13 protein-coding genes are annotated in these 17,450 nt (G+C 66.1%); 4 read left to right on the top strand and 9 right to left on the bottom strand.

Annotation, left to right across the window (positions count from 1 at the left end):
- Positions 1-46: 46 nt before the first annotated feature.
- Positions 47-1,072, bottom strand: coding sequence for an MBL fold metallo-hydrolase (locus tag RSPPHO_RS03755; RefSeq protein ID WP_041794036.1), 1,026 nt, complete (start codon positions 1,070-1,072; stop codon positions 47-49).
- Between the two features lie 183 nt (positions 1,073-1,255).
- Between RSPPHO_RS03755 and RSPPHO_RS03750 the strand changes: the two genes are divergently transcribed.
- Positions 1,256-2,179, top strand: a complete 924-nt coding sequence (locus tag RSPPHO_RS03750) for an ROK family protein (RefSeq protein ID WP_014413949.1) — start codon at positions 1,256-1,258, stop codon at positions 2,177-2,179.
- An 8-nt stretch (positions 2,180-2,187) separates the two neighbouring features.
- On the opposite strand, the gene RSPPHO_RS03745 is transcribed toward RSPPHO_RS03750, so the two are convergent.
- From RSPPHO_RS03745 to RSPPHO_RS03725, 5 genes are all read right to left on the bottom strand, one after another.
- On the bottom strand, positions 2,188-2,622 hold the full coding sequence (locus tag RSPPHO_RS03745; protein ID WP_041794033.1) for a PaaI family thioesterase: 435 nt from the start codon (positions 2,620-2,622) through the stop codon (positions 2,188-2,190).
- Between the two features lie 81 nt (positions 2,623-2,703).
- Positions 2,704-2,955 (bottom strand): hypothetical protein, encoded by a 252-nt coding sequence (locus RSPPHO_RS03740; RefSeq protein ID WP_014413947.1) that lies wholly within the window; start codon positions 2,953-2,955, stop codon positions 2,704-2,706.
- A gap of 163 nt (positions 2,956-3,118) precedes the next feature.
- Entirely contained in the window at positions 3,119-4,312 is a 1,194-nt protein-coding gene (locus RSPPHO_RS03735) for a ParA family protein (protein ID WP_051013623.1), read from the bottom strand.
- Positions 4,309-4,863 (bottom strand): pseudouridine synthase, encoded by a 555-nt coding sequence (locus tag RSPPHO_RS03730; protein ID WP_014413945.1) that lies wholly within the window; start codon positions 4,861-4,863, stop codon positions 4,309-4,311. The genes RSPPHO_RS03735 and RSPPHO_RS03730 overlap by 4 nt, the downstream gene beginning before the upstream one ends.
- A 16-nt stretch (positions 4,864-4,879) precedes the next feature.
- A complete protein-coding gene (locus RSPPHO_RS03725; RefSeq protein WP_041794032.1) occupies positions 4,880-5,725 on the bottom strand; it encodes a 23S rRNA (adenine(2030)-N(6))-methyltransferase RlmJ in 846 nt (281 codons plus the stop codon).
- Positions 5,726-5,917: 192 nt separating this feature from the next.
- On the opposite strand from RSPPHO_RS03725, the gene RSPPHO_RS03720 reads away from it, so the two are divergent.
- The 3 genes from RSPPHO_RS03720 to RSPPHO_RS03710 all read left to right on the top strand — a co-directional run bounded on the left by RSPPHO_RS03720 (position 5,918) and on the right by RSPPHO_RS03710 (position 10,127).
- Entirely contained in the window at positions 5,918-6,991 is a 1,074-nt protein-coding gene (locus RSPPHO_RS03720; protein WP_157879073.1) for a sulfotransferase, read from the top strand.
- Positions 6,992-7,411: 420 nt separating this feature from the next.
- Entirely contained in the window at positions 7,412-9,043 is a 1,632-nt protein-coding gene (locus RSPPHO_RS03715) for a L,D-transpeptidase family protein (protein WP_051013620.1), read from the top strand.
- Between the two features lie 241 nt (positions 9,044-9,284).
- Entirely contained in the window at positions 9,285-10,127 is an 843-nt protein-coding gene (locus tag RSPPHO_RS03710) for a LuxR family transcriptional regulator (RefSeq protein ID WP_014413941.1), read from the top strand.
- A gap of 129 nt (positions 10,128-10,256) precedes the next feature.
- On the opposite strand, the gene RSPPHO_RS03705 is transcribed toward RSPPHO_RS03710, so the two are convergent.
- From RSPPHO_RS03705 to glgX, 3 genes are read right to left on the bottom strand one after another with little or no spacing between them, the layout of a single operon-like run.
- Positions 10,257-12,773: a DUF3772 domain-containing protein gene (locus RSPPHO_RS03705; protein WP_157879072.1), complete on the bottom strand. Its 2,517-nt coding sequence runs from the start codon at positions 12,771-12,773 to the stop codon at positions 10,257-10,259.
- The gene (gene malQ / locus RSPPHO_RS03700; RefSeq protein ID WP_014413939.1) at positions 12,770-14,962 is read right to left on the bottom strand and encodes a 4-alpha-glucanotransferase; all 2,193 of its coding nucleotides are present in this window, start codon (positions 14,960-14,962) and stop codon (positions 12,770-12,772) included. The genes RSPPHO_RS03705 and malQ overlap by 4 nt, the downstream gene beginning before the upstream one ends.
- Positions 14,963-14,980: 18 nt before the next feature.
- On the bottom strand, positions 14,981-17,152 hold the full coding sequence (gene glgX, locus RSPPHO_RS03695) for a glycogen debranching protein GlgX (protein WP_014413938.1): 2,172 nt from the start codon (positions 17,150-17,152) through the stop codon (positions 14,981-14,983).
- Between the last annotated feature and the right edge of the window lie 298 nt (positions 17,153-17,450).

The following is a 17,450-nucleotide window of genomic DNA, read 5'->3' as shown; positions in this document are numbered from 1 at the left end:
CGGCCCTCCCAGGGAACGCCATAGAAAGTATGGTCGTAAAAAGCAACTATATCCCTTTGAAGGTGTTTTTTTCGAGGAGTCCTTGGCGCTCTACCAGTCCTCGCTCCTCCAACCAGTGGAGATGGGCAATCGCTTCGCCCAGCGCGAAGAAAACCTGATGGGAATCCAAAGGACGCCGGAACAACACATCCACGGCCTCCAACGGCGACAAGGCCTGGGTCCGGCATGCACACAACACCTCGTCCAAGCGGTCTTGATGGTGGCCGGCTAGGGTTTCTAGGCGGTCATGCAGACCGAAAAACGGGCTGCCATGACTGGGCAAGACCAACGTGTCCGCATCCAAGGGCGCAAAACGGCCCAAGCTGGTGAGAAAGCCCTCCAGGGGATTGGCCCAGGGCTCGTTCGGCCAAACGCTCACGTTGGGGCTGATCCGCGGTAGGATCTGGTCGCCGCTGATCAGGATCTGGTCGTCGGCACACCACAGCGCCGCATGCTCGGGGGCGTGGCCGAGCCCCACGATCACCCGCCAGGACCGCCCGCCGATCGTCAGGCTTTCCCCGTGCTGAAGGCGGCGCACCTGCGTGGGAGGCGCAACGATGCCTCGGGCATAGGCGTTGCCCCGCTTGTCCACCAAGGCGAGGCGCGCCTCGTCAAGGCCGGCCCGGGCGTAAAAAGCCCGCGCCAGCCCCACGTAGGTCTCGTCTTGCTCCAGCCACAGCATGCGCGCGTAGGTCCATTCGCCCAGCGTCGCCCACAGCGGCACCTGATAGTCCCGCTCCAGCCACCCGGCGAGCCCCATGTGGTCGGGGTGAAAATGGGTGCAGATCAGCCGCGTGACCGGGCGACCGGCCAGGGGGCCGGCGAGGAGGGTGCGCCAGAGATCGCGCGTGGTCTCCGAGGCGAGGCCGGTGTCGATCAGCGTCCAGCCCGGCCCGTCCTCCAGCACCCAGAGATTGATATGATCCAGGGCAAACGGCAGAGGCATGCGCAGCCAGAAAACCCCGGGGGCCACGGGCCGCAGCGTTCCAGGGGGCGGGGCGTCGGCGTGGGGAAAAGTCAGGGTGTCGCTCATTATGGGGCCTGTCGGTGTGAAAGCGAAACAGCTTGCCTGTCTCGCCTGGGCGGTGCAAGTCTGCCTCAGGACGGTCGGGCAATCGGGTGAGTGGGGCATCCGGCGAAGGCAGGAAACGAGGGGCCTGGGGAGGCCGCGCCTCCCCAGCCTTAACCCTAAAGACAGGGCTCCAGGAGAACAGGGATGGGGTTGCGATTCGGTATAGATTTGGGCGGCACCAAGATCGAAATCGTGGCCCTTACCCCCGATGGCCAGGAGTGCCTGCGCCGGCGCATCCCGACCCCGCGTCACGACTACCCGGGGACCCTGGCCGCCATCACCGCCCTGGTCACCGACGCCGAGGTCGAACTGGGCCAGCGCGCCCCGGTGGGGGTGGCGATTCCCGGTGCGATCAGTCCCGCCACCGGTCTGGTGAAAAATGCCAATTCCACGTGGCTCAACGGTCGGGCGCTGGACAAGGATCTGGCCGCTTGCCTGGGTCGGCCGGTGCGGCTCGCCAACGATGCCGACTGTTTTGCCCTATCCGAAGCCCACGATGGTGCGGCCACCGGGGCGGCCACGGTGTTCGGGGTCATTCTGGGTACCGGGGTGGGCGCCGGCGTGGTGGTGAACGGGCGCTTACTCCAGGGGCCCAACGCCATTGCCGGCGAATGGGGCCACATGCCCTTGCCCTGGCCCACCGACGGCGAACGGCCCGGCCCGGCCTGCTATTGCGGCCGCCAGGGGTGCGTTGAGACCTTCTGTTCCGGCCCTGGGATGGCGGCCGATCACGCCTTGCACACCGGGCAAACGGCCAGCGCTCAGGAGATTGCCCAGGCAGCCGAGGCGGGCGATCGGACGGCCCAGGCCACGCTGGAGCGTCATGCCCACCGTCTGGCCCGGGCGCTTGCCGTGGTGATCGATCTCCTGGACCCCCATGTCATCGTCTTGGGGGGTGGGGTCGGCGCCATGCCCCACCTGACCGAGGTCTTGCCCCGCTTGTGGGCGCCCTTGGTGTTCAGTGATGCCATCGTGACCCGGGTGGTGCGGCCTCGCCATGGCGATTCCAGCGGGGTGCGCGGGGCCGCTTGGCTGTGGCCGTCAGACCCGGAAATGAAGGGACGCTAGGCTTTCCCTCACACAGCCAAACGGATCATGGTTGCTTGCATCAGGGCCACCTCGGTGATCCTTTCGCCCTGAAAGGCCAGGACCTCGGCCCGCACGACCGTAAGGGTGCGGCCCGGTCGATCCACCCGGGCCCGGGCCTCGAAGGCCTCGCCGATTGCCGGGGCCAGCAGGTTGATCTTGAATTCCACCGACACCACCCCCGAGTCAGCGGGCATCAGGGAAAAGGCGGCGTAGCCACAGGCGGTATCGGCCAAGGTGGTGGTGATGCCCGCGTGCACATACCCGTTTTGTTGGCAGAGGTCGGGGCGAAAGGGCAGGCGTACGGTGCAGGTGCCCGGCCCCACCTCCGTCAACTCGGCACCGATCAGGGTCATGACGGTTTGGCGGGCGAAATTGTCGCGCACGCGCTGCGCGTAGTTGGGATCTCGCGGCTCAAAGGCCATGGGTCTGTTCTCCGGGTGGCGCCGACTGAAGAGCCCCCTGCGGGAGTCCCCAAAACCGAGTGAGGACAAGATCGCGTGATGTCACGTCTTGCGCTCGCACCACTGAGTATAGCGAAAATGCCCCACGGTGGTCAGCCGAAAGGCTTCGCGGGTGACGGCGCCCGTGGGCTTGTACCCCGTGACGAACAGCGCCTCTTCCACCAGCCCTTTTTCGGCAAGCGCCATGCCAACCCGGCGGGGGATAGGCGCCGGACGTCCCGTGATCTCCTGCATGAACAGGTCCTCGATCACTCGGATCTCTGCCCGGCTCAACGTCTCAAGACTGGCGGTCATCGGAGGGGTTCTCCCTTGGCACGTCTGTCTCCCGCGTCCTCGCGGCGCATGCTGACCGGCTGCCGGTTCAGCTTCAAGAAAAAACTAGGATGGGGGGGGCGGGGCATCAAGGCGTCAGGACGGGAAAAAAAGCGGGTCTGGGGGTTTTCTTCCATTTTTATCGCTATGCGGGTGTCTCTTGCCAGAGACGCCAGAAGAGCAGGCCGAGCCCGAGGGTCACGCCCAGGCCCAGGAAAATCCACCAGCGCAGCCGTCGTAGCCAGGATTGGTCTGGATCCCACGCGAGGTCATCCTCCAGCAGATCCAGACTCGAAAGAGGGATGTCGGCATCGTCAAGCCCCGGGGGCATCTCGGGAGGGGGCTGGGGCGCGGTGTTGAGCGGGGGCAGGGAGGCGGGCTTGACGGGGTCCTTGCCCTCCCAGGTCAGCAAACGCTCGCGCGCCCGGCTCACGGCGTACTCGGGATCGCTGAGTGCCCCGGGCAGGGGGCCCGGGATCAGGGGCGGGACCGGGGCGTCCGTCAACGGCGGCAGGCGTTGGGCTAGTCGGTCGCGTAGGCGCTGCTCGCGCTTGAGGATTTCCACCGCGGCGGCAAGATAGGCGCGGCCTGCCGGGCTGTCCGGGTCGTGGGTGACCACCGGCCGGTCGGCCTCGGCGGCTCGGCCCACTTCAGGGTCGCGGGGGATCATCGCGGTGAGGACTTGGCGCTCAAAGGTGGCTCTTAGGGTCTGTTCCAGGGTCAGACCCACCCCTTCCGTGGAGCGCATGGTGATCAGGATGCCCAGGGTTTCCAGACCCGGGTTGAAGGTGGCTTGCAGGCGGTTCAGGCTGAAAACGGCATTGACCAAGCCGTCGTGGGCGAAGGTCTCGCATTGCACGGGCAGCAACACCGCATGCGCCGCCACCAGGGCATTGATAGGCAGGAGCCCCAGGGCCGGCGGGCAATCGATGATTACATGATCAATGGGGGCCCGCGCCAAGCCGAGGGCGCGGCGCAAGGCGTATTGGGGATGAGGGTGTTGGGTCAGTTCCAAGTCGAGTCCGGCCAGGAGCCGGGAGGCCGAAAGCAGGCGCAGTCGGGGATAGCGCGTTTTTTGCCACGCCTTCTCCAGGGGCTCGGTCCCCACCATGAACTCGTAGCTGCCGGGGCCCTGGTTGAACGGCCGCCCCAGCGCCGTCGTGGCGTTGCCCTGGGAATCTAGGTCGATCAGCAGGACCCGGCTTCCCGCCGCCGCCAAGATGGCAGCCAGCGAGGCCGCTGTGGTGGTTTTGCCAACGCCGCCTTTCTGGTTATAGACCGCAAGAACCCAGGGGACAGAGGGGGAAGAGGCAGGGGGAGAAGAGGAAGAGGCGTTCACGCTTTTGGTCTCCCCGTTGCCTCGCGCCAAGCGCCACTGTCGAGCCCGTCCAAGGTCCAGTCCCCCACCGACCAGCGGATCAGGCGCAGGGTTGGCAGGCCCACGGCGGCGGTCATGCGCCGGATCATCCGGTTGCGCCCTTCGGTCACGCTCAGGCTGATCCAGGTGGTGGGAATGCGGGCCCGGAAGCGAATGGGAGGGGTGCGCGGCCACAGTCCGGCCGGCTCGTCCATCACCGTCACCTCGTGCGCTCGGGCCGGGCCGTCGTTGAGGGTGACGCCTCGGCGCAAGGTTTCCAGGGCCGCGGGTGTGGGCACCCCTTCAACCTGGGCCCAATAGGTCTTGGGGGTTTTGTGGCGGGGGTGGCTCAGGCGGTGCTGCAAGGCGCCGTCGTCGGTGAGCAGGAGGAGGCCCTCGCTGTCACGGTCCAGCCGGCCGCACACGTACACGCCCGGCACCGGGATATGCTGGGCCAAGGTGGCGCGTCCCTCGCCATCGGTAAACTGGCTCAAGACATCAAAGGGTTTGTTGAAGAGGATCAGGCGGGCCATGCGGGGCCTTTTCGGGTCAGGGGCGGCCGAGGTCGGACAAATGCCAAGTCCCCTGTCCCGCTTCCCCCAGGGTCTCGGCCAGCCAGGGCAGCAAGGAAGGCAGGGCTTCGCTCAGGGCGAACGGCGGGTTGAGCACCAGGAGGCCCGTGCCCGCCAGACCGCTCCCCGCCGTGGCGGGTCGCACCTGTAAGCGGGCCACCAACCCGGGACAAGGCGCTTCCTCAGCGACGCTCGCGAGAAAGGCCGCCACCGCCGCCTCGTCCTTGATGGGATACCAGACCAGATAGGTTCCGCTGGCCCAGCGCTTCAAGGACTCGCGCAGCGCCCGCGCCAGGGCGGTAAACTCGTCGCGCCGTTCAAACGGGGGGTCGATCAGCACCAAGCCGCGCCGCTCGGTGGGCGGCAGCAGCGCCTTGAGCACGCTATAGCCATCGCGGGCCTCGACGCGCGTCTGCGCCCGTCCGCCCAGCAAGGCGCCCAGGGCCCGGACATGGACCGGATGCAGCTCGGCCACCACCAGCCGGTCACGCGGACGCATCAGGTGGTGCGCCAGCAAGGGACTGCCCGGATAAGCCCGAAGGGCGCCATTGACCCATCCCAGGGCGCGGACCGCGTCCACATAAGGGATAAGCGCGTCGGGGCGGGGGCCCGGCCGCGTCAGCAAGCGAACGATGCCGCGCGCCGCCTCTTGCGTTTTTTGCGCCTGGGGGCCAGCAAGATCGAAGCGTCCCTGACCCGCATGGGTGTCGAAGACCACGAAGGGCTTGTCCTTCTGGCGCAGGTGAACAAGGCACAGGCACAGGCAGGCATGCTTCAAGACATCGGCGAAGTTGCCGGCGTGGAAGGCATGATCATAATTCATGGAACAATCCGGGGGACAGACGATAAAAACAAGAGATAAACACCAGGACAGACCCTGCGTGACGCCTTGGCGACCCGGGCCGACCTCGTTACCATGACCCAGCCAGAGACAAGGGGCAAGGTGCCGGTGCGAGGGCGCAAGGCAAGAACGCACAGGGCGAGGGTGGGGGCGCGGGGCAGGGATGCGCGGAGTATGAGCCAGGACCAGACGGAACCGGAAGGGGAAGCAAGGCTGTTCGAGGGAATCGCGCCGCACGCCGTGGCTTGCCCGCTCGATCCTGGGGGCTTGGCCGCGCGGGCCAGGAGAATCATGGCCTCCCAGACACCGGTCTTTTTCGCCGCCCGGCGCAGCCATGGCGATCCCTCCCGCTTGCCGGTGTTTCTGGTCGGTCTGGCCACGCCCACGGCCAAGCGGATTCGGGCCGTTTTGTCGGCCCATTCCCACATTCACGGCGCTCCGTCGCTGGGGCTTATCCCCGCCTTGGTCGCAAGCCTCGAATCCTGGGATCGCCATTATGGCCGGGCACGTGTGTTCCCGGAAAGCTTGGAGGCCCTGTCGGCCGACGATTCCCTCAAAGCGGCGCAATGGGTTCTTCAGCGTCTGCAAGAAGAGGCTCCGGGGGCCGACCATGTCCTTGATGGCCAGGGGCTTGATGCTGCCTTGGTGGGACTGGTCCATCTCTTGTTGCCTCAGGCCCCCTTGATCGTCTGCCTGGACGCCGCTCACGCCGGCAACGCCGACACGAGGCCAAGGGAGTGGCGCCGCTTGCAGGCCGTTCAACAGCGTTTGCTCCATCACTGGCGGGCCGTGTTGCCCGGTCGGTTGATCGAGGTGTCCGGGGAGGACCTGCACGCGCAGCCGCGCGAGACCCTTCACAGCTTGTTCGCGCGCCTTGGCTTGGGGTTTGAGGAGCGCCTGCTCCAGGTCATGACGCCGCCGGCCGGGCCCGAAGTGCCAGGAGCGTTTGTGGGAGCCGCCGTCGCCCATATCCGGGCCGGGCGTCTTGCCCAGGCCGAAGCCACGTTGGGCGAGGTTTTACGCCAAGTGCCAGGCCATCCCGCCGCCGTTCATCTTCTTGGGGTTGTTCACTTTCGCCAGGGGCATCCCGAATCGGCGCTGCATCTGATGCGACAGTCTCTCGAGCTTATCGGCACGCCGGTGCGCGAGTGGCAACACAATCTGGCCGTCGTGCGCAAGGCGCTCAAGGCCCGGCTTCAGAAAGGAGCGGGGGAAGATCTTCCAGAGATCTCTGAGCCTCCGGGCTAGGTGTGTCGCGCTTCTTTGGGGAGCGGCCCCCAAAGGTCCCAAAGGCCTTAAAGAGTGTTGCCAATACGCATCATGGTGCCAAAAAGGCACGGGGCTCACGATCCAGGCTCCGACTACCCTGGACACCCCCTTCTTTACACCCCATTCTCCCCTCGTATCGTTCCACCGTTTTTTTGATGGTGTCGCCGGACGTCTATCGTCTGGTTTTTTTCGTGTCTCTAACGATCGCCCCTCAAGGGAGCGGACACGACGACAAGCGGATCCTTCCGTCCGCTGATCGGAGGTAGCCCATGTGGTATGGTCTTGGTTCTCAATCGGCGGGGTCTTCCGAGGCGCGTGGCGTGGTCCGGCGGCGTCTGGGCCGGGGCTCGCGGGGCTTGGTGGTGGGCTGTTTCCTGGTTGGAACCGCCTGGGGCGGGAATGCCGGTGCCACGGCCGCCGCCCCCGCCCCCGCCCCCGATCCGGCCCCCCCCCTCCGAGGCTCCGGCTCCCCTCAGTGTGCCCGAGGCCACCAGTGTGAGTGCCGCCCCACTGCTGGGCGCCCTGGGGCAAGATCCCCTGGGCAGTCATCTCGCCGCTCTGTATGCCGAGCGCCTCTACGCGCCGTTTTGGGTTGAGCCGGCTGGCTTGACCCCACGGGGGCGCTTGCTGCTCGACACCTTGGGCCGAGCCCCCGAGGAAGGCCTGGATTCTGGCGCCTATGATTTGGAGAGCATCGGCCAGCGTTTGCAAAGCGGAACGGTCGAGGATCGGCTGGTTGCCGAGGCCCTGATCAGCCGGGCCACCGCCCGCTTCTTTCTCGATCGCCTCCTGGGCCAGACCCGCCGTCTTGTCTCCTTTGACGAACAGCGCTCTCTCTTGCAGCGCGAGGAAGGCCGCACTCTCCAGGGCTTGCTGGCGGACGCCGCCGCCGCACCGTCTCTCCCGGCGATGTTGGCCAGCCTCGAACCCCGCTCGCTCCAGTACCGCCGCCTTATCGGCGCCCTCGCTCACGCCCATAAGCAACATGCCGCCGGCGCCCGGCGCCCGGCCTCGGGGGGCGAACCCGCCTTGGCCACCATGCCCGGCCCCTCCATTCGGCCCGGCGATCAGGATCCCCGAGTGCCCCTGGTGCGTCGGCGTCTGGGGGGAGGAGGCGGGGCTTCGCCCGTGTACGACGCCACCCTTGTGGACGCCGTGCGAGCCTTTCAAAGCGTCCATGGCCTGACCCCCGATGGCATCTTGGGCCGCGAAACCTTGAGCGAACTGGCGCATGGCCCGGCCGTGGGGGTCGATCGTCTGCGCCTTGCCCTGGAGCGCTGGCGCCTGCTGCCGCGCAACCTGGGGTCGATTCATCTCTTGGTCAATGTGCCGCAGTACGAGCTTTTTGTGTATGAGGGCCAGCGCGAGGCCTTGCGCATGCGCGTTGCGGTCGGCCGGCCCAATGACCCGACGCCGCTGTTCAGCGACGACATTGATTATATGGAATTCAACCCCTACTGGAATGTTCCCGCCTCCATCGCCCGGGAGGAAGTCTTGCCGCGTCAGGCCGAGGATCCGGCCTATCTCGCGCGCCGCGGCTTCACGTTGGTACCACGCGACGCCGGCCAACGCGAGGAGGACGCCGAGGCCGTGTCTGCCCGCTCCTACCGTCTGCGCCAGGATCCGGGCCCCAACAACCCCTTGGGAACGGTCAAGTTCATGTTCCCGAACAAATACGCGGTCTACCTTCACGACACCAACGCCCCAAGGGTCTTCGGGCGGTCCTTTCGGGCGGTGAGCCATGGCTGCGTCCGCGTTCAGGAGCCGGCAGCCCTCGCCGATTACCTCCTGGGGCGCTTTACGGCGCGACCGGGGCAAACGGCTCTGTCCTTTAAGGGGACGCGCCCCCGGGTGGTTCGGCTGGCTTGGCCGGCCCCCGTGCATTTGACCTACTTCACAGCCTGGATCGATGCCCCGGGCGGCCCCGTGCGCTATAGCCCGGATGTCTACGAACAAGATCCGCCGCTGGTGCGGCGCCTGGAAGACTCGGTCGCCAAGCCCGGCAGCAAGGAGACCATGGCTGCGCGCTGAAGAGAACGGAAGGCGGGGCGAGAGGCTGATCTCCCCAGCCCCGCCTTTGAACGAAAAAAGAGAGCCCTCTCGCCCTTAAAGGGCTTTCTTCTAACGAGAGGTTTCTTTACAAATGTTCCCTCCACATGGGTCGCATGACCCTGCGGACGGTATTGGTCCCTTGCTCCTGTTTCCCCCTCAGGGCAAAGTCCAAGAGCCGTGCCGTCGTGGGGGTGGTCGGTGAGGGAGCAGGGGAGCCGCCATGATCTCGGACGCTCCGATTGAACTGATCGTTACCACCTTTCAGACCCGTCTGGCCCGGTGCCAGTCCTCGGCGGCCTGCTGGAGCCTGATGCGCGCCAGCTTCGCCGATCTGGGCTTTCCGCATGTCTCCTATGGGGGGCTCTTCGCGCCCCATCATCGCGCCGATCTCCAGCGCGAAACCCTCTATCAATCTCACTTTCCAGAAGATTTCATCGCCCATTACGATCAGGCCCAGCATGTGCGCCACGATGTGGCCGTCCAGTGGGCCTTTCGGTTCGATGAGGCGGTCTCGTGGCTGCATTTGCGCACCAAGACCACGCAAACGCCGCGCCAAGCCGAGGTATGGCGCGATGGCATAGGGTTTGGCGTGCGCAATGGCATCAGCCTGCCCTTGCGCTTTGGGCGGGAAGCCAGCCCCGGCGGTCTGTTCCTGAGCGCCACTGGCCTTGATGATGCGGGGTGGGAGGCCTTGAATCGCACCCAGGGCCGCGCCGTCGTCGTCATGAGCCACGCCTTTCACGAGGCCATGCAGCGCTTCCCTTTGTTCAGCGACCGGGTCAATCCCTTCGACAAAGTCGTCCAGTTGAGCGAGCGTGAGCGTGAATGCCTGTTATGGGCGGCGCGTGGCTGCCAAGTGGGGGAGGTTGCCGATTGCCTGGGGGTGGCCGATCGCACCGTTGAGCACCATCTGGGCTCGGCCCGGCGCCGACTGGCCGCCCGCACCACTGCCCAGGCGGTGGCGCGAGCCATGGGTCTGGGTTTGCTCTATGATGGCATCGCCAGTCCGGCCCTTCCGGCTTTGTGGGAATCCGCTATTTCGGACGAACCATTGGCCGTATAGACTCCCGGACATGATGTGCGACGCTGCGTGCCGCTCATCGTGACTGCACTCTCTATCATCCCATGATACCTTGAAGGGGCCCTCTCGGACCCCTTCCTTTTTTTGCGCGGGGTCCCTGCCTCCCCCGCCTTATACCGTTTCCGCGTCCATCTCCCAGTCACCCGGCGGCCGTGACGCTGCCACCGGCCCCTCGACCGGATCGCCGGGGCGCGGCTGCCGGTGCAGTTGGACCGTATGCGGATAGGGAATAACGATCTTCTCCTCATTGAACCGCCGATTGATCTCCAGGCGAATGTCGCTGGCAATCGACCCCCGGTTCATGACGTTCGAGGTGTAGGCCCGCACCTCGAAGATGAGGGCGCTGTCGCCAAAGTCGGTCAACACGGCCCAAGGCGCCGGCAAGGACAGGACATGTTCGTGGGCCCGGGCAATCTCGGTCAGGATCTCCTTCACCCTCACCGGATCGGCGTCGTAGGCCACCCCCACCTTGACGTCCACCCGGCCCAGCCGGTTGCGGTGGGTCAGGTTAATAAAGGGGCGCGACAGGATTTCGGCGTTGGGCAGAATGATCGAGGCTTGGGTGAAGGTTTCAAGTTCGGTCGCCCGGAAGCTGATGCGCTTCACCAACCCTTCATGCTGGGCAATGATCACCCAGTCACCCACCTTGATCGGCCGCTCCACCAGAATGATCAGGCCCGAGACGAAGTTGTTGACGATGTTTTGCAGGCCAAAACCAATGCCAACCGACAAGGCGCCGGCGATGAGGGCGACGTTGGTCAGGTCAATGCCCATGGTCGCCACTGCCAGGGCCGAGGCGACCACGGCGCCCAGATAGCCAAGGCCGGTGGTCAGGGAGTGGCGGACCCCGGGGTCCATGCCGGTCTGTACCAACACCTTGCGTTGCAAGGTGCCCTGAACCATCCGGGTCAGGGCCATGGCCGCCAGGAACACCCCGATGCCGACCGAAATGTTGAGCACCGAAATGGTGACCGATCCCACCTTGATGCCGGTGAGTAAGGTCACCACGGTGTCAAAAACTTCCATCGCGGGGATGCCCCAAACCGGCGCAACCAGCAACGTGTAGCCCGACACCAAAAGAAGATCGAGGGCCGCATTCAGCCAAAACCGCGTGCGTCCCAGGGCCGTTTCTTCCCAGCCCAGGCGTGCCCGCAGCCAGGGGGCTCGGCTTAACAGGCCAAGAACATCGCGCAATACACCCCGGATCACCAGCCCCACGCCGGTCAGGGCGCAGGTGGCCAGCAGGCCGTTGATCAGGAAAGAGCCCAGGCGTCCATACCCGAACAGGCCGGCTCCCATGCCCACCAGGGCCACCAGAATCACCACCCCGCGTCCCAGGAGCAACAGCAAGCGGCCCTGACGGGCATCGTCGTCCTCAGCGACGGCGGCCACCTGGGCCACGGCCTCGCCCTCGGGGCCGGCTTGGCGCCGCCACAGATCGCGTCCGCTCAACCGGACCAGGATCACCCCCTCGGCCAGTTTGAGGGCTGACGTCACCAGCCACAGGGTTTCCGGCGCCGGATCCAAGTCGCCGGTGGTCTGCCACAGCATCAGGTCCACGGCCAACACCAGGGCGAGCCCCTGGATGATGCGGGCCAGTTTGCGGGCCTGAGTATCATCGTGGCCCGTCAGGCGCCAGTCTGGCAGGCCTGGCGCCAGGGCGGCCCGGGTGAAGGCCCGGGCAATCACCGTGATCAAGATCGCCGCTACCGTGCTCGTCATCAGATGGCGCAGCAGGTCCTGGTCGGCGAGCGCGCCTTGCGCCCACAAGATCACGCCCCCCAGCACCATGGAGGGCAGCAGCCCATTGCCCAGGCCCTCGGCCAGGGCCCCCAAGGTGCGCTGCGAGTAGGTGGGATGGACTAGGCCCGGCTTGCGTCCAAACTGGCGCAACACCAGCCAGCGTCCCAGCAGCCCTAGAACAATCCCCCCCAGCCCCCACAAGGCCACGAGGCCCAGGGTTTGTCCGCGGGGCTGGTCGGGCGGCGCCGAGGCGAACCAAGCGTCGGGAGCATCACCGATCTGGCCAAGTGCTCGCAGGGCGTCGTTGCCCGCCGTGGCGAGAACGCTCGCCGACCACGGCACAGGGGTGGGGTCGAACAAGGTTGTGACCAGGGTGCTGCGCCGCAAGGCGGCGATGCGTCCCATCAGGGCCTCGGCCCGGGTGGCGGCCAGTTCGGCCTTGGCCACTCGGGCTCGCCACGCGGTCAACTCGGTGGTGTAGGTGGTGCGACGCTGGCGAATGTCGGTGGGTTCGGTGGTCTTATCGCCCTCAGGGGCCGGCCCCAGGGCCGCCAGCAGCCGCTCGGCCTCGCCAACGCGCTCGGTTGCCTCCGTCAAAAGCGACGGCACCTGCTCGCGGATTTGGCGCAGCTTGGCCGCATAGTCATCCAAGCTGGTGTCGGTGGCCGCCACTCCGGGCTTGTTGAGCGCCGCATCAATGGCGTTGAGGGCTTTTTCCCAGGCTTTGACGCCGGTGTCCATGCGCTCCGCCAAGGGCGCGGCCGGCTTGGCCTCATCTTGGGCCCAAACCGGGGTGCCCCCGCCGGGCCCAACGGAACAAAGCGTTAACAAGACCACAAAACAGGCAAGGGGAGCAAAGCCCCTTGGTAACAATGGTAGGCTCATCCAGGCCACTCCACGGTGCCGCGTCGCGATGCGGCGAACAGGCGTGCGATCCGGTCCAAGCGGCCGTCCGCCTCCAGGTCTTCGACGGCCACCCCAACCCGGCGGCGCCAGTTGGGGTGCTCGTCCAAGGTGCCCGGAAGGTTCGCCTGCTCGCGTTCTTCCAAAACGTCCTCAATCTGAACCGTCACCAGCAAGCTGGGCGTGCGAGCCAGCCAAGCCGTGACCGCAGGCACCAGATTGGCCGGCGGTGTGAACCCCTCGGACGGGTCCAGCGGCTGTCCGGCCTGCGCCAGGGTCTCGCGGATCAAGGGACGGTCGTTGTGCCGCTCCATGCTCTCCATGTCCCGGATGGCGGGCGACGGAAACAGGCCCAGGGTGTTTTTCCACGCCAGATCCGTTCCCGACCAGAACCCGTGCAGGGTCGGCAGGTCGTGGGTCGAGGCCGACACCGCCGCCAGCCGGGGATAGGCCTCCGGGGCAATGAGCGCCCGGTGGTCCTGGCGCTCGAAATAGAACAAACGGCATGACAAGATGGCCGCTTCATGCATGCGGTCGCGAAAGCCATCGGGCACCGTGCCCAGGTCCTCGCCCACCACCAAGCACCGCGCCCGATGGCTCTCCAGGGCCAGCACCGCCAGCAAATCGTCAAAGGGCATCCGCAGGTAGAGGCCGTCGCGTCCGGCCATGCCGCGCGGGATGCAAAACAGCCGCAACTGCCCCAGCACATGGTCGATGCGCAAGGCGCCCGCGTGGCGCATGGTGGCCCGGATCATGCGGGCGAAAGGCTCGTAGCCAGCCCGGCGCAGCCGCTCGGGATGAAACGGCGAAAAGCCCCAGTTCTGGCCCGCCGCGTTCCACGGATCGGGGGGCGCCCCCACGGCCAGCCCGTTCACCAGCATGTCGCCCAGCATCCAGCTATCCGCGCCCGTGGGGTCCGAGCCCAAGGCTAGATCGCGATACAGGCCAAGGCGTTGTCCCGATTGGGCCGCCACTTCGGCCACCCGTCCCAACTGCCGGTCCGCCTCGAACTGGCACCACAAATGGAAATCCACCCGCTGCCGATGCTCCAAGGCGATCTGGGCGACGGCCGGGCTTTCGGGATCGTGCACCTCGGCCGGCCAGTCCCGCCACGAACAGCCCCGCTCGGCATACAGGTCGCCCAGGGTCAAGAACACGGCAAAGCGTTCCAGAATCACGCCCCCCGCGGCCACGAACTGGGCATAGGCCTGGGCCCGGGGGGTTGAGCGGCCCTGCTCGGTCGCAACAAAGCGGGCGTGGGCCGCTTCCAGCGCGGGCCCCTTGCGGGCCGCGACGGCTTCGTGGTCCACCAGATCGGGCGCGCGCACCTCTTCCAAGTCGGCGGCCAGACGGGCGATTTCCGGGCAGCCCGCCGCCTCGGGAATGTCATCGATACAAATGTACAACGGGTTGAGAAACAGGCGGGAATTGGGCGAATACGGGCTCGCGTGCAGCGGTCGGGTTGGGAACAAGGCGTGCACCGGGTTGATTCCCAGCACGTCACCGCCCTCGCGCCCCACCTGCCGGGCCAGCGCCGCCAGGGTGCCGAAATCTCCCATGCCCCAGTCGCGCCGACCGCGCAGGCCGTGCACTTGGCAGGTCAGTCCCCAGAGCCGGGTGGGGGTTTCAGGGTCTTCGGTCCCCTCGGGCAGCCAGCACCGTTCGGGCGTCAGAATCAAGGGGATGTCCTGCGCCGGCACTCCCAGGCCCTGCACCCGCAAGCGGTGGTAGCCCCAAGGCGTCGAAGGCAAGGAGAGCTCCAGCCGCCGGCAGCCGTCGTGATCCGGTCCCGCCGCCATCCAGGGCAGGGTCGCCGGATCGAAGAACCCCTCCGTGGCCGGCAGGGCAAGGCTCGCCTCCCACAAGATACTCCAGTGCCCGGGACCCGCCGTCTCCGGCCAGCCCAACGGTACCACCACCGGTCCCCGACCCACCCGGTGGACGATGACCGGTGGCAACAAGGGGACAGGGCGCGCGAGGTCCCAGTCATGCAGCACGCGCGGGGCGTCCTCCACCGCGGTCAGGGGCCAGCCCAACGCGGTGAGTGCCGCCATCAGCGCCGCGTCGGACGTGACCATGTGCTGGCCGAAGGCGTCATGATAGGTGTCGATCACTCCGGCCCGCGCGGCCAGACGGCGCAAGGCGCCCGAGGCGTCGTCAGACATCACCATGGTCTTTCTCGTTTAGGTTTAACCCCAAGGCCTGGATTCGTCGTCGCCGTGGTGGGGGCCGGGATCCCGGCGGAAGATGGTCAAGGAGCGGGACTCCACCGCATAGGTGTGTCCGTCGAGCGGAGCGGCAATGCGTTCCATCCCGGGGCGGGCCGTATCGAGCAGCAAGGACCACGCCGTGCCTGCGCTCAAAGGCGGCAACACCATGTCCACCGTGCGTGGGTGGGCATTGAACGCCACAAGGAAGCTGTAGTCGGGTTCGGGCTGGCCCATCTCGGTCAGGAAGTAGTCGCCCGCCTCGCCCCGGATCAGGAAGGCCAGGAAACGGTCCTCGGGGTCGCTCCAGTGCTCGGGTTTGAGCCGCTCGCGGCCCTGGGCATCGAGCCACGTCAAATCCTTGACGTCGGTTCCGCGCAGGGTCACGCCGTGGAAAAACCGGTTGCGATGGAACACCCGGTGCCGCTTGCGCAGCCGCAACAGCCAGCGCACGAGCCGGATCATCTGCCGTCCCTTGGGCCCGATCGCGCCCCAGTTGATCCATGAGATCTCGTTGTCCTGGCAATAGGGGTTGTTGTTGCCTTTTTGGGAGCGCCCAAATTCGTCGCCGGCCACCAACATCGGGACGCCCTGGGACAGGAGCAAGGTGGCCAGGAAATTTCGCATCTGCCGTAAACGCAACTCCTGAATGTTGACGTCGTTTGACGGGCCTTCCTCGCCATGGTTCCAGGAGTGGTTGTTGTCGGTGCCGTCGCGACCGTCCTCGCCGTTGGCCTGATTGTGCTTGTAGTTGTAAGCTGTCAGGTCGGCCAGGGTGAACCCGTCGTGGGCCGTCACGTAGTTGATGCTCGCCCAGGGACACCGCCCCCGGCGGTCGAAGAGGTCCGACGACCCGGTCACCCGTGTGGCCAGTTCGGCCACCTGGCCCCGGTCGCCTTTCCAGAATCGGCGCACGGTGTCGCGGTAGCGGTCGTTCCATTCAGCGAAGCCCGGCGGGAACCCTCCCAGACGATAGCCGCCATCCCCCACGTCCCAGGGTTCGGCGATCAACTTCACCGTCGAGAGCACCGGGTCCTGGCGCACGGCCTCGATGAATCCGGCATGGGGATCAAACGGCCCCTTGTCGCGCGCCAAGGTCGTGGCGAGGTCAAAGCGGAAGCCATCGACCCGCATTTCCTCGACCCAATAGCGCAGCGAATCCATCACCAGCTGTAAAACTCGAGGGTGACGCAAATTAAGAGTGTTACCGCATCCGGTGCTATCCTGATAATAGCGTTCGCGTCCCGGGACAAGGCGATAGTAGCTCGCGTTATCGATGCCTTTGAAGCTAAGGGTCGGCCCCAGGTGGTTGCCTTCCGCGGTATGGTTGTACACGACGTCCAAGATCACCTCGATTCCGGCGTCGTGCATGACCTGGACAAAAGTCTTAAATTCCCCCAATTTTCCACTGGCGAGATATTCTGTGTGCGGGGCAAAGAAACCGAGAGTATTATAGCCCCAGTAGTTGGAGAGGCCCTTCTTGACCAGATGGCGGTCATGGATGAACGCCTGCACCGGCAACAGCTCGATGGAGGTCACCCCCAGGGCCTTGAGGTAGCTTACGATCGCCTGATCCGCCATCCCGGCAAAGGTACCGCGATGCGGGCGGGGCACGTCTGGGTGCCGCACCGTGTAGCCCTTGACGTGCAGTTCATAGAGAATCGTTTCGTGCCAGGGCACCCGGGGCTTGCGATCCTCTCCCCAGGTAAAAGCCGTGTCCACCACCACGCACTTGGGCATGTAGGGAGCGTTGTCCCGGGTGTCGAAGGTCAGATCCTCGGCCGCCGCCCCCAGGCGGTAGCCGAAATGAGCATCCGTCCATTCCAAGCGCCCCCCCCACGCTTTGGCGTAGGGGTCGAGTACCAGCTTGTTGGCATTAAACCGGTGGCCGGCATCGGGGGCATAGGGGCCGTGGACCCGGTAGCCGTAGCGCTGCCCTGGTCGGGCATCGGGCAAGTAGCCGTGCCAGATTTCGTGCGTGTATTCGGGCAAGACCACGCGGGCGGTTTCCCGGCCGCCGTCTCCCTCGAACAGGCACAGCTCCACCTTTTCGGCGTTTTCCGAAAACAGGGCGAAATTGACCCCCCGGCCATCCCACGTGGCCCCGAGGGGGTAGGGGCGTCCCGGCCATACCCGGGGGCGGGTCAGAGTCATGGCTCAGGTTCCCTCTGTCATCATGGCATCACGGTTTCGCCACCAAAACGAGCCGGGCGAAACCCCGCGCTTGGTTCTTTGTACAGCGCCTTTCGCACAGTGACCAGGGGCCGTGCGCGGGGGGGCTTTGCGGTTTTGCGGATTGTGCGACCGCAGCATGATCAATGGTGCGGTCGCACAATTATCATGCGAGGGACGGGGCGGAGATCTGCTAGGGTGGGCGTGCAAGAGGCCGTCCCTCGCTTGGCCGGGGCGCTTGCGTCGTGTTCGCTGATACCCTGCCTCGTTTTCGGTAATG

The sequence above is a fragment of the Pararhodospirillum photometricum DSM 122 genome, assembly GCF_000284415.1.
In the GTDB taxonomy this organism is placed as follows: Bacteria; Pseudomonadota; Alphaproteobacteria; order Rhodospirillales; family Rhodospirillaceae; genus Pararhodospirillum; species Pararhodospirillum photometricum.
The sequence above is the reverse complement of the archived record's forward strand: the minus strand, read 5'-3'. Positions and strand labels throughout refer to the sequence as shown.